The organism is Winogradskyella sp. PC-19, assembly GCF_002163855.1.
GTDB lineage: Bacteria > Bacteroidota > Bacteroidia > Flavobacteriales > Flavobacteriaceae > Winogradskyella.
On record NZ_CP019332.1, the window covers coordinates 126,202 to 138,965 of the forward strand.

Here is a 12,764-nt window from a genome sequence, read left to right on the forward strand (position 1 = left end):
TAAATTCATTTCAAGTTATGTCAAGCATAAAATCACGTACATTAAATAAAACAATATTTCTTTTTTTAATAGGCTTATCTTTTGGGTTTTCGAGTTTTTCCCAAAATATAACAGGTACCACTAATCCATCTTTAAACAGTTCAGAGACCTATTTATTCAACGATGGTAATCTATGGCCTTACTTTAATTGGCAGGTTGTAGGCGGTACAGTGACATCCTCAGGACTTCAGTCAGGCACTACATACTATGCTGTTGTCAACTGGACAACTTTAGGAGCTGGTTCAATAACAGCAAGACGTAAGGGTATTGTGTTAGGAACACTCAGTGTTACAGTAGCCAATGGCGGAGGTGCACCAGTATGCGCAGATACTAATTTAAGTAATAATGAGAATTATGTACATACCTTAGCACCTCGAATAGCAACAACCAATACAAGTGGCTTATCTAATGATCAAAAGATAGAATCGGTAACTTACTTTGATGGATTAGGCAGAGCAAAACAATCGATAGGGATACGCGCAGGTGCAGGATGTGAAGATATTATTACTCATGTAGCTTATGACCAATATGGTAGAGCAGAAAAAGAGTACCTACCATTTGCACAAGGTAATAATGGCGGAGCACAACACAGCAATGCATTAAGTGCCACCAATACGTTTTATAACACTACAAAATATGAGAATACACCAAACCCATTCTCAGAAAAGGAGTTTGAGGCATCACCATTAAACCGAGTATTTAAGCAAGCAGCACCTGGTCAAGATTGGGCGATGGGTAGTAGTCATGAGATAGAACTCGATTACCAAACAAATGGTATTGATGAAGTGAGACGCTATAAAGTTAGTACATCTTTACATGTTTACAATAGAGCTAAAACATATAATCCATCTTTAATTTCAGACGGTTATTATAACCCAAGTGAGCTTTATAAATCTATTACAAGAGATGAGAATCATACAGTTGGTGACAATTATAATCATACTACAGAAGAATTTAAAGATGCCGAAGGACGTGTTATTTTAAAACGTACTTACAATAATAATGAGACTCATGACACTTATTATGTCTATGATGATTTTGGAAATCTCACCTATGTGTTACCACCAAAGGTAGATACTAGTAATGGGGTTTCTTCTTCAGAACTTGACGATTTGAGCTACCAATACGTCTATGATTACAGAAACAGATTGGTAGAAAAGAAAATACCAGGAAAAGGTTGGGAGTATATTGTGTATAATTTATTAGACCAGCCAATACTTACTCAAGACGCAAACCAAAGAGCGAAAAGTCCTGATGAATGGCTATTTACTAAGTACGACGCTTTTGGACGTATAGCTTACACTGGACTAGTAAAAAGTAATACAGCGAGGCATGTAATTCAAAACTCTGGTGATAATCCTAATCATATGCATTACGAAACCAGACGCACCGAGCATAATGTATTAGGTACATTAATGAATTACACACATGATGCGTTCCCTGTTTCTGGAGTAGTTGCGATATACACAATTAATTACTACGACGACTATGCTTTTGACAAAGATGGTGGTAACTCAGAAACGGCATACGGTGTTACGCCAATCACTAGTGTTACAAACTTAGCAACTGGCAGTAAAGTTAGAGTACTAGGCACAAGTGATTGGATAACTTCTGTGACGTATTACGATGATAAGGCACGACCAATTTACGTCTACTCCAAAAACAATTATTTAGATACCACAGACAAAATAAAGAGTGACCTTACATTTGATGGCACAGTGACTGAAACCACAACCTCACATGCAAGACAAGGCTTTAGTACAATCACCACAGTAGATAGCTTTACCTATGACCATATGAATCGTCTCATTGACCAACAGCAAACCATTAATGGTTCTGCAGCAGAAGTAATTGTTGAGAACACCTATGATGAGCTTGGACAATTAGAAAGCAAAGGTGTTGGAGGTACCACAGCACAAACGCGTTTACAAACTGTAGATTACAAATACAATATCAGAGGTTGGCTTAAAGAGATTAACGATGTGGCTAATATGGGTAACGATCTCTTTAGTTTTAAGTTGGGCTATAACGAAGGTGCAAACCCACTATTCAATGGTAACATTTCTCAAACGCAATGGCGTTCAAACAATACAGATAACACATTAAAAGGTTACACATACCAATACGATGCGCTTAACAGAATTATCAATGCTACAGACAATACAGGGAAGTTTAATCTCGACTTGGTGAGTTATGACAAAAATGGAAACATTGACCAACTGATACGAAAAGGAGCTGTAGTTAACCAACCTGTTTTATCTAACAATAGCCATTTTAATACAATGGATAACCTTATTTATACCTATAGCGGAAATAAATTGACTAAGGTTTTAGATAACGGTAATGACAACTATGGGTTTATAGATAGTGCAGTTAATGACCAAGACTATTGGTACGATTCTAATGGTAATATGACAAAGGATGATAACAAGGGTATTACAAATATTACATACAACCATCTTAACTTACCAACCAGCGTTTCGATAAACGGTAATGGTAATAACGGAACAATTACGTACATTTACGATGCAACTGGTGTAAAACAAACAAAGACGGTGAGTAACGGAGCTACGACATACTATTCAGGTAACTATATCTATGAGAATAGTACGCTTAAGTTTTTCTCACATCCAGAAGGATACATTGAGCCTAATGGAAGTAATTTTGACTATGTATACCAGTATAAAGATCATTTAGGAAACATAAGATTGGCTTATTCTGACAGTGACAATAACGGATCTGTTAACAGCTCTGAAATTATAGAAGAAAACAACTACTATCCTTTTGGACTTGAACACAAAGGATACAATAATGTCGTGAATGGTAGAGAACACAACTACAAATACAACGGAAAAGAACATCAACAAGAATTAGGTTTAAATTGGTACGATTATCAAGCTCGAAATTATGACCCAGCTTTAGGACGTTGGCACGTTATTGACCCATTAGCTGATGAATTTTACGATTGGTCACCATATACTTATGCTTTTAATGACCCTATTAGGTTTGTTGACCCTGATGGAATGGCACCTGATGACATAGTTTTAAGAGGTAAAAATAATTCAAGTGTCACAATAAAAACAGATTTGATAAATGTTGATGTCAATGTTGGTGGTATTGTAGGAGATTTAGGAGGTAATTATTCTTTTGAAGGTGATGATATTTTAGTTGCAGGATTAGATATTGTAGGTATTGCTGACCCAACTGGTGTTGCAGATATAGCTTCTGCCAGTATTGAAGCTAAAAACGGAAATTGGGGCGGAGCTATTTTAAGTGGTTTAGGTGTTATACCATATGTTGGAGATATAGGAAAAGTTGGTAAAATTGGTAAACACGTTAAAACAATTAATAAAGCTATTGATGGTGCTAAAGCTGTAAATGGTAATTCCAAAGCGAGTAAAAAAGCACAACACGTATATGAAATAGTAAATAATACCACAAAAAATGTAGAGAAAGTAGGTATAAGCGGTGGAAAAATATCTAAAGCAGGTAACTCATATCGAGCAACAAGTCAAGTAAATAAACTCAATAAGGCAGGCGGTAATTATTCTTCACGTATTGTAGAAAAAATATCTGCTGGTAAAGGAGCAAGACAAAAGGCTTTAAATGCAGAAAAAAGAGTTACTAATGCTAACAAAAAGACTTTAAATCCATTAATACATAAAAGACCAAAAGCAAACTAATTATGAATTTGAATTATATATCATTGGGTTTAGATTACAACACTTACATTGGTGTTGATAATGAGCTTCGTTATGATTTTCAACAACATATAGATTTTATTAACGATTATTTTTCAAAAGCAATTAGAAAAGATAAGTTTAAAACTGATGGCACATTCAATATGATTAACGTTGCTTTATCGGAGTTTGAGTTAAAAACATCATCTATTGTGCCTTCTAACGTATTGCAAGTACATTTAGATTTTGATAAGTCGAAATATAAAAAGGCAAAAAAAACAAACGACTGTAGTTATTATTTAGAATTACTTGAAAAAGGTTTTAAAAAAGCTCACAAGTTTAAATCCATACCGTTAGATAATCTTTTGAATTTGATAGAGGAATTTAAAAAAGGAGATTGTTTAAATAAATGGGTTCACAAGAAAAAACGTTTTAAAGGAGATGATTTAGAAATTATACTAACTTGTGAATTAACTACTAACTGTTTTCAATTGTGGTTAACTGCAAATAAAATAAGCACTAAAGAAGAGCTGATAAATGGAGTTATAATGAGAACAGAAACAGGAACTTCAATTCACGAAGGAATGTTTAAAAACATTATAATTGATAAAGATATTATAATAACTGACAAGAGTGATAGCCCAAGAGTAATAGTAAATAAACAGGCTGTATTTAAAAGGGAGTTATTATTTGAAATAAACGGTGATTCTGAAATAAAAGAAATATTATCGTATGAATTATAAGTAACAAGAATTAATGTAAAGCCACAACGAAAGTTGTGGTTTTTTTATTTATAAGCTAAACGAGTTTTAGCATCACGAAGTAAAGCATCAAGATTATAAAGGATAGCTTCTTTATCCTGCTCTGCTACGTCCAAAGCACTTTTAAAATAACGTGTCCCTTAAATGGGAATAGATATAGAAACACCTGTTGATTCAGGTGTTTTCTGTTTATACTAACTAAGTACATATTTTACAGCTGCTATTTTTATTCAGCTTAATTCTTAGATCTTTTTGTTCTTTAAAACCCAATTTATATTGGTTAAAATTTGTGATTTTCCCTGAGTACGTTTCTAATGGCGTATTTCCTCCCAAAGATTTTTGTGGTCTTTTACTGTTATATGTTTCTACAACCTGTACAAAAATATTAGCTAATTGTTTTTTTGAGTTTATGTTTTTTGGGTAAAGAAACTGGTGCTTCAATATTTTATTTAAAGCTTCTATCATTGAGTTAGAATATAAAACATCGCGCTGCGCAATGATATGTTTGTGAGGAAATACTATATTATTTAAAAATGAGAATACATTACTATTTATATTTTCTGTACCTGCATCTGTAACCAATTCTAATTTATCTGGTTTGTATCGTTTTGTAGCTTCTCTTAATATATTTGCTAGTGCTTTTCCAGAATTTGATGTTTCAATTTTATAACCTAGTATATACTTTGAGTAATGATCCATTAGTATATGTATATAGTGTTTTTTACCATCTCCTGTTTTAAAGATAGTTACATCGGCACACCATTTTTCATTTGGTTGCTTAGTAATAAGTGGATTATAATCATTGCTTTTTTTTCGTTTTGGTTTGTTAGCAAAACCCAATAACCTGCAATAATTATAAAAAGTACTATCGCAACACTTAAGTGCATTATCTCTAACTGCTTTAATGTATACAGATGCTTTTGACCAAAACTGATAATCTTTATGAGTCATATAAGATTTAATCACTTCAACTTCTTTTGGTAGCAATTGATTTGGAAAACGTTTGCTACATCTACTATAATATGAGCTATCACATTTATGGATGACTATAGATTTATAATTCTGGTATGTGCTACGAGAAATGCCAAACAGTTTTAATGCACTTTCTATAGGAATGCTCTCCTTTACTTGTTCTATAGTATTTACAATAATAGCTTTGTTATTTTTTATAGATTTTTTTAATGGTTTTGCATTATCTGTAATGTGATTAAATGCATCGATGAGTCTAAAATAATTTTCATTTAACTGTTTTATCCTTGAGGACTGACAGAATCGTTTTATTAAATCTAACTCTTGTTTTAATAGCTCGTTAAGTTCTGAAAACTCGTATTTATCTTCAGGCTCATGTTTCCACCTCGATATGTTACTACTTGGTAATTGAGAATATTGTTCTCTTGTCAAAATAGATTCTAATATTCCTAAACGTGCTAAATGTTTTACAGATGTATCCCATGATTTTCGCATTGTATTTATTTTTTAAAATGAGCCAACCAATAAAAAATAGATACTTGTAATATCACAAGGTATTTCCCTTTGTCTTGCAAGGGAAACATCGTATCAAAACAAAGGGAAAACCACAATACATGACGATTGAAATGTATTAAATTTCTTCTTTAAAAGATAAATACAAATGAGAATACGTTTTCTTTTTCTTTGCTCACTTTTAGTATTAGTGTCTTGTGAAGAAATTATTGAGGTAGAGGATATTTCCCAAGCACAAATAGATATTTTGGCACCAACAAATGATGCTGTTTTAAACACGACTCAATTAAGATTTTCGTGGCAAGACTTAGAGTTTTCAGAATACTACAGATTACAAGTAGCGACACCTAATTTTTTAGAAGCTATACAAATTGTAGAAGATACTTTAATCTCTACTACTGAGTTTAATAAAATCTTACAAGTAGGAGATTATCAGTGGCGTATTAAGGCTATTAATTCAGCTTATCAAACACAATATCAAACCCAATCTTTCAGCATTGAAGAATAAGAAAAAGACATATGGACTTTTAGTATTGGTTATCGCAGTTTGGGGCTACATTGGGTATTATGTGATGACATCATTAGACCCTTCATTACCTGATTATACAGAATCTAAAATAGCATTTAAGGATGATTTTGTTTTTAATAATTCCTTTGAGAAATTCTCAATTCAAAGAGTAAATAGAGACCCTTTTTTAGGTACGGTAGAGACTCCTATATCTCAAAAAACAAATACACCAAAAATAAAAAAGCAAATGTCTTGGAAACCTATTAGTTATTTAGGTATGATAGCTAATGACACTAATAAGGATAAAGTGTTTATCCTGTCAATAGCTAATCAACAAGTATTACTAAAACAAGGACATACTCATGATAGTGTAAAAGTTATTAGAGGAAATGCTAAGAATATTACACTGAGGTACAAAGACAATACCAAAAGTTTTAAACTAAAGACATGATAAGTCCAAAAAAGCTAAACGCTGGTTCTCTGCAATTGGTAACCTTTGTGATTGTTGTTATAGCATTGTTGTTAGGATGCTTTATTCTTTTGGTGCATACTCAGAAACAGTATAGAGTCAAAACCTATCTACTAAAAGACACTATACAAAATACTGACAAGGGAATTTTATATGTTTTAGAGCATAACAATATTAACCAAGATAGTTTAGAGATTGTTACAGATGAGAATTTAAGTCTAAAGTTAAAAACAGAACTTTGGGGTACTTACCAGAAAGTAGGTGTTGTATCTAAGCTTAAAAATTTTAAATACAAAAAAACCGCACTTATCGGCGCAAAGCAAGAAATTGATAATACTGTATTGTATCTAAAAGATAATAACAAGCCTTTAGTGCTTGTTGGAAACACCAGAATTAAAGGAAATAGTTCTTTACCAGAGCAAGGCGCAAAATCTGGAAATATTTCTGGTATCTCTTTTAATGGAAATCGATTTATAGAAGGTAAAGTAGATATTAGTAAGCAGTTTCCTAAACTTAGTTTTCAGACACGTAGTTATATTCAGAATATTCAGTCAATATACGATTCTGATAAAAGTTTAGAGAACTTCAAAATCAAACTTGGAAGCTCAGTTTCAAACTCTTTTGAGAATGAAACCTTGGTTAGTGTAAGTTCTGATGCCATTTACCTCGAAGATATTTCTCTAATTGGTAATCTCGTTATTCAGTCCTATTCGAAAATTGTAGTAAGTAATACGGCTAAGCTTAAAGATGTGATTCTTATTGCACCTAAAATTGAAATTGAAGACAATACAACAGGAAGCTTTCAATCTTTTGCAACTGACCATATTTTAGTTGGTAATGGTTGTAAACTCCAATATCCATCGGCATTAGCATTGGTAAAACCATTTACAGATACGTTTCAAGAAGAACATAAAATTCTGATAAATACTGGTTCTAAATTACAAGGAAGCATTATTCTATTGGGAAGAAAAGAAAGAAATAACTACAATCCTCAGATAGTTATAAACCCAGAAGTAACTGTTGAAGGTGAAGTATACTGTGAACAAACTTTGGAATTAAAGGGTAAAGTATATGGGTCGGTATTTACAGATAGTTTTATCGCTATTGCTAATGGGTCTTATTATCAAAACCATTTATTAGATGCAGAGATAAATAGCGCTGAGTTAGAAGATGAATACATCGGTTTGCCATTAGTTAATACAAAGAAAGGAGTTGCTAAATGGTTGTATTAAAAAAAATAAAAGCATCTACTTTGATGGAGACTTTAGTAGCGACAGTGCTCATTGTTGTAGTTTTTATGATGGCTAGTCTTATTTTAAACAATACGTTTTCTAACCAGATAAAAAACAATAACCATCAGTTGAAAAATTATATCTATGAGTTGGAGTATATGTATGTTTCAGACAAAATAAGTTTACCATATAATTCTGAATACAAAGATTGGTCTATATCTGTTTTTAAAAACATAGAATCGTCTGAGGTAATTATTTCTGCAATACAAAATGTAACAAAGAAAGAGCTAAAGCAAGTTATATATGCACATTGATAAAAAAATACCATCAATGACTATTAATGAAATGCTAGTGGTTATTATTATATCGACCATAGTCGTTGGTATGGCATTTTCTGTGTTGCGTATGGTTCAGCAACATATGTGGTCCATTGAAAAATATATTTCAAAAAATAGAACTATAACAAGCTTAGAGCAATCACTTTGGATTGATTTTAATAGATATAGTTCTATAAACTATAACAGTGAAAAATCTACATTGTTCTTTAAATCTGAGTTAGATTCAGTTACTTATAGATTTGATACTGAGTTAGTAGTTAAAAACAGAGATACTTTTAGGCTAGCAACAAAAACTAAACACTTATTTTTTGATGGTAATCGAATAGAATCTGGTAAGATAGATGCACTTAAATTAATCCTAGAAAAAACACCTATTGAAAAATCACTTTTTGTATATAAACGAAAAGATGCACACCAATTTATGAACTAATGGCATTTGATTTAACCAAAATAGAAAAAAGAGAATCTATAGCGGTAGCTAAAGACAAACCTTCTATTCTCGAAAAAGAAATAGTAGTTTTTAAAAAACCTTTTTCAAATAAAATTAAAGAAGATTTTTATACAGAATTAAGTGTGTTATTAAAAGCAGGAGTTAACCTTAAAAACGCGCTAGAATTACTTTTAAACGCACAAAAGCAACAACAAAATAAAGATGTTGTAAAAACGATACTTACAGCAATTATATCCGGAGAGAGTTTATCTCAATCTGTGAAGAATCTTAAACCTTTTTCAAGGTATGAATACTATTCTTTAAAAATAGGAGAGGAGACAGGTAGGACTGCTGAAATTGCTGAGCAACTTGGTGATTTCTTCTCAAGAAAAAATGAACAACGTAGACATCTCGTCAATGGTCTGACTTATCCTGCAATAATTTTAATTACAGCTCTATTGGTTGTTGTATTCATGCTACAATTTGTAGTGCCTATGTTTCAAGATATCTTTAAACAACAAAATGTGGAGTTACCAGGGATTACAAATTTTGTTGTGTCACTCTCTAATGGTATACAAGATTATGGTTGGATTATACTAGTTGGATTCTTTGGAATACTTGTTATAGCTAAACTTTTAAAAAATAACATTAGATATTTAAGACTAAAAGACAAAATACTAAGCAAAATTCCATTTGTTGGTGATTTTATAAAAACTGTATATCTGTCTCAATTTACCCAAGCAGTAGCACTTTTAACCGCATCTAAGGTGCCAGTTGTAAATAGTATAAAGCTAGTCAAACAAATGATAGCTTATCAGCCCTTAATTCAATCTCTAGAAGTTGTTGAACTAGAACTTTTAAAAGGGAATACATTAAGTAAAAGTCTATCTGAACACAAACTCTTTGATGATAAGATGATAGCATTAGTTAAAGTTGCTGAAGAGACAAACCAAACCAAGTTTATATTTAATAGATTAAATCAACAATACAACACCAAAGTACAACAACGGTCTAAGTTATTATCTACAGTTTTAGAACCATTCATTATACTTGTTGTTGGTGTTTTTGTTGGGTTTATTTTAGTAGCAATGTATTTACCAATGTTTAGACTAAGTAGTGTTATTGGGTAGCAAATTGGTTATTAGTTAAATCAAAAAGTAAATTGTTTTATGTTATCTCAATATTAAAAACATATTGTAATAAGTAGTTATCAGCTTCCTCTTCACGTATTAACAAATCAGTTTGTTGTTGATTAAGACTTTTATGTTTTGCAACAAAAAAACTTTTGTTGTTGCTGTTGTTAAGACCTCTAAAGTCAAGCTCTTTAATGGTTTTGGTGAACTTGGCGAAGTAAGTTTTTTTATGTTGTTGCAAACAATTGTGTTGTAATTCAAAAAAAGGAAGTAATTCTGGATAGTAATTGTCTAATGTTCTTGAGTTAGAGTCCTCTTGTAGATATTCTATCATTATTTTAGTATAGTCAACCCAAGCTAAAAGTTCTTTTGAATAGCTGTCTAATAAAAATTCAAAAGCTTTATCGTTTAGCAAAGCCTTTTGTTGCAACAACAAAAAAATGTTGTTTTGTAGAATTTTTTCTTTCTCGAGTAACTTTATTTGATATAAATTATTGTCTATATGCCTTATAGAGTCATCTACATTCAGTATAACGATGCTATCAATAATACGGGTAACTTTTAATCCAGAGTAATTCGTATTCTCTAATTGGTCTAATAGTTGGCTAGGAATAAAAAACAAAAGAGGTTTTCTAATGCTATTCAACAATTGTTGCATTATCGTATTTGTATCGTTATTGTTTGTAGCCATATTTAATCAAATAATTCAGAATAGTCGGCTGGTAGTTCCGCATCTATGTTTCGCAGGTATTTTTCTAAAGCATCCATAGTGATATGACCAGTAATCTGCATCAATTTACTTTTGGCCTCGTTAGGAGTCATACTTTTGACTAACTTTCTATAAAGTTTTGTGATAAAAGTATGTCTAAAACTATACAATCCGTAATTATTATCAAATCCAAAGTAATCCTTGACTTTTTCTTTATATTTTTTACTAAAATAATCTCTTCTATTCGTCAGTTTGATATCCCAATAACCTCCAATTTTATTTGGAGTAAATAACAACTGGTTTTTATCTAGCTTCGATATGTCGGGTAGCTCTTTAAATAGAATATCTGGGATTAATTTTGTTTTTAGAGTTTTGTTTTTTGCTTTAACTGTTAATGTTTTTTGATTAAAATTTATATCGCCAATTGTTAGCCTGCATATTTCAATAGGTCTTAAAAAACCATATGAAATAAATTTTATAAACAACAACAATACTTTATCCTTTTGTTGTAAGTGCTCAAAAATTTCCTTTTGCTCTTTTTCAGTATATGATTTGTTTCTTGTTGGTTTTGTTTTGATAATATTTATTGAGCTAATAAAATTATCATCTACAATATCATTATCCTTGAGTGTTTGGAATATACTAGATAAGACAGCTCTATTATTGTTTCTATTTCTTGCTGAGGTATTAAATTGAACATTATTTAAGTACTCAACAACAATTTTTCTATCAATTTGATTAATTGTTGCAATACTTTTTTTGTTCTCGCTAAGCCATTCCTTAAAATTACTTAGCCGATTTTTATAATCAGCAAATGTTTTCTCTGCAACAATATTATATTTTAGTTTAAGTGCCTTTTCAAATGCTTCAGAATAAGTTATAATACTATTATCAATAGAAGTAACTGTTTTCTTTTTTTTTGTTTTTCTATTAGTATTCTCTGACACATCAGGATTAGAATTTTTTAATCTTTTCTTATATAATTCAATATTATTTGAAAATGGATTAAAACCTTCTTGCAATAATTTGATTAATCTTTTTTTGTAAAGATTAAGTAGTGTATATCGTTCTTCTTTTGTTTTATAGCGGTTAGCTTTCCCATAAATGTTCTTAACCCGTTTTAACTTTCCAGTTTCAGGATGACGATAAGAGAAATACACATACCAACGCTTAGATAAATCTCCATTAGCATCAAAAATTTTTGGTGTAGAAAAAAGTGGTTTGTGTTCCAAATTGTGTTCTAAATCGTGTTCATTTAAAACATCTAAGGTAATTAATTCAAAAATATTGTACATAAAAAAAGGTTTAGTGTGAACTAAACCTTTTGTTTATAACATATTTTAAAAAGTAGCGAGAACGAGATTTGAACTCGTGACCTCCGGGTTATGAATCCGACGCTCTAACCAACTGAGCTACCTCGCCGTAAATTTTTATGCAAAAGCTAATCTTAAGCGGCTGCAAATATAAAAACAAATTCTTCTACAGCAAACATTACTTTCCAAAAAAATAAATTTAGTTTAATGTTTTAATCTCCACTAATATTATATATATTGAGCAAATAATTATTTATTTATGGACGACAAAGTTAAGTACGAATTAGAATTTCCTATACACGCATCACCAGCTATGTTATACACACATATATCTACACCATCTGGTTTGTCAGAGTGGTACGCAGATAATGTTAATAGTAGAGGAGAGTTGTTTACTTTTATTTGGGATGGCAGCGAAGAACAAGCTAAACTTCTCAATAAAAAAAGCAACGAGCGTGTAAAATTTCGTTGGCTAGAAGATGAAGAAGAAGGATTTTCATGTTATTTCGAAATTCGTATTCAAGTCGATGAAATTACAAAAGATGTATCTTTAATGGTAACAGATTTTGCAGATGAAGACGAAGTTGAAGAATCTAAAATGCTTTGGGAGAATATGATAGGTAGTCTTAAGCAAGTTTTAGGCTCGGCCTAAATTTTATGACTTACAAAT

General features: G+C 31.3%; 12 protein-coding genes and 1 tRNA gene. 9 read left to right on the plus strand and 4 right to left on the minus strand.

Annotated features, from left to right (window positions below; all coding sequences use genetic code 11):
* The first annotated feature begins 17 nt into the window (after positions 1-17).
* Positions 18-3,722, plus strand: coding sequence for a DUF6443 domain-containing protein (locus BTO05_RS00575; protein WP_087490787.1), 3,705 nt, complete (start codon positions 18-20; stop codon positions 3,720-3,722).
* A 2-nt stretch (positions 3,723-3,724) separates the two neighbouring features.
* On the plus strand, positions 3,725-4,462 hold the full coding sequence (locus BTO05_RS00580; RefSeq protein ID WP_087490788.1) for a hypothetical protein: 738 nt from the start codon (positions 3,725-3,727) through the stop codon (positions 4,460-4,462).
* Between the two features lie 216 nt (positions 4,463-4,678).
* Here BTO05_RS00580 and BTO05_RS00585 read toward each other — a convergent pair whose 3' ends face one another.
* On the minus strand, positions 4,679-5,944 hold the full coding sequence (locus BTO05_RS00585; protein ID WP_087490789.1) for a DDE-type integrase/transposase/recombinase: 1,266 nt from the start codon (positions 5,942-5,944) through the stop codon (positions 4,679-4,681).
* 166 nt (positions 5,945-6,110) lie between these two features.
* Between BTO05_RS00585 and BTO05_RS00590 the strand changes: the two genes are divergently transcribed.
* From BTO05_RS00590 to BTO05_RS00615, 6 genes are read left to right on the plus strand one after another with little or no spacing between them, the layout of a single operon-like run.
* Positions 6,111-6,470, plus strand: a complete 360-nt coding sequence (locus BTO05_RS00590) for a hypothetical protein (RefSeq protein WP_157662496.1) — start codon at positions 6,111-6,113, stop codon at positions 6,468-6,470.
* On the plus strand, positions 6,460-6,921 hold the full coding sequence (locus BTO05_RS00595; RefSeq protein ID WP_087490791.1) for a hypothetical protein: 462 nt from the start codon (positions 6,460-6,462) through the stop codon (positions 6,919-6,921). Before BTO05_RS00590 ends, BTO05_RS00595 begins: the two co-directional genes overlap by 11 nt.
* Positions 6,918-8,171 (plus strand): hypothetical protein, encoded by a 1,254-nt coding sequence (locus BTO05_RS00600; RefSeq protein WP_087490792.1) that lies wholly within the window; start codon positions 6,918-6,920, stop codon positions 8,169-8,171. The genes BTO05_RS00595 and BTO05_RS00600 overlap by 4 nt, the downstream gene beginning before the upstream one ends.
* Entirely contained in the window at positions 8,159-8,485 is a 327-nt protein-coding gene (locus tag BTO05_RS00605) for a hypothetical protein (RefSeq protein ID WP_087490793.1), read from the plus strand. Before BTO05_RS00600 ends, BTO05_RS00605 begins: the two co-directional genes overlap by 13 nt.
* Positions 8,475-8,939 (plus strand): hypothetical protein, encoded by a 465-nt coding sequence (locus BTO05_RS00610; RefSeq protein WP_087490794.1) that lies wholly within the window; start codon positions 8,475-8,477, stop codon positions 8,937-8,939. The genes BTO05_RS00605 and BTO05_RS00610 overlap by 11 nt, the downstream gene beginning before the upstream one ends.
* A complete protein-coding gene (locus BTO05_RS00615; RefSeq protein WP_087490795.1) occupies positions 8,939-10,069 on the plus strand; it encodes a type II secretion system F family protein in 1,131 nt (376 codons plus the stop codon). The genes BTO05_RS00610 and BTO05_RS00615 overlap by 1 nt, the downstream gene beginning before the upstream one ends.
* 37 nt (positions 10,070-10,106) lie before the next feature.
* On the opposite strand, the gene BTO05_RS00620 is transcribed toward BTO05_RS00615, so the two are convergent.
* From BTO05_RS00620 to BTO05_RS00630, 3 genes are all read right to left on the minus strand, one after another.
* Entirely contained in the window at positions 10,107-10,763 is a 657-nt protein-coding gene (locus BTO05_RS00620) for a hypothetical protein (RefSeq protein WP_087490796.1), read from the minus strand.
* Positions 10,764-10,765: 2 nt separating this feature from the next.
* Positions 10,766-12,076 (minus strand): tyrosine-type recombinase/integrase, encoded by a 1,311-nt coding sequence (locus tag BTO05_RS00625; RefSeq protein WP_087490797.1) that lies wholly within the window; start codon positions 12,074-12,076, stop codon positions 10,766-10,768.
* Positions 12,077-12,129: 53 nt separating this feature from the next.
* A tRNA-Met gene (locus tag BTO05_RS00630) sits at positions 12,130-12,203 on the minus strand.
* Between the two features lie 150 nt (positions 12,204-12,353).
* Between BTO05_RS00630 and BTO05_RS00635 the strand changes: the two genes are divergently transcribed.
* On the plus strand, positions 12,354-12,746 hold the full coding sequence (locus BTO05_RS00635) for an START-like domain-containing protein (protein ID WP_087490798.1): 393 nt from the start codon (positions 12,354-12,356) through the stop codon (positions 12,744-12,746).
* The last annotated feature ends 18 nt before the right edge of the window (positions 12,747-12,764 follow it).

Coding starts and splice junctions, on each gene's coding strand:
- BTO05_RS00575 (WP_087490787.1), top strand. CDS start 18: ATGTCAAGCATAAAATCACGTACATTAAATAAAACAATATTTCTTTTT.
- BTO05_RS00580 (WP_087490788.1), top strand. CDS start 3,725: ATGAATTTGAATTATATATCATTGGGTTTAGATTACAACACTTACATT.
- BTO05_RS00585 (WP_087490789.1), bottom strand. CDS start 5,944: ATGCGAAAATCATGGGATACATCTGTAAAACATTTAGCACGTTTAGGA.
- BTO05_RS00590 (WP_157662496.1), top strand. CDS start 6,111: ATGAGAATACGTTTTCTTTTTCTTTGCTCACTTTTAGTATTAGTGTCT.
- BTO05_RS00600 (WP_087490792.1), top strand. CDS start 6,918: ATGATAAGTCCAAAAAAGCTAAACGCTGGTTCTCTGCAATTGGTAACC.
- BTO05_RS00605 (WP_087490793.1), top strand. CDS start 8,159: ATGGTTGTATTAAAAAAAATAAAAGCATCTACTTTGATGGAGACTTTA.
- BTO05_RS00610 (WP_087490794.1), top strand. CDS start 8,475: ATGCACATTGATAAAAAAATACCATCAATGACTATTAATGAAATGCTA.
- BTO05_RS00615 (WP_087490795.1), top strand. CDS start 8,939: ATGGCATTTGATTTAACCAAAATAGAAAAAAGAGAATCTATAGCGGTA.
- BTO05_RS00620 (WP_087490796.1), bottom strand. CDS start 10,763: ATGGCTACAAACAATAACGATACAAATACGATAATGCAACAATTGTTG.
- BTO05_RS00625 (WP_087490797.1), bottom strand. CDS start 12,076: ATGTACAATATTTTTGAATTAATTACCTTAGATGTTTTAAATGAACAC.
- BTO05_RS00635 (WP_087490798.1), top strand. CDS start 12,354: ATGGACGACAAAGTTAAGTACGAATTAGAATTTCCTATACACGCATCA.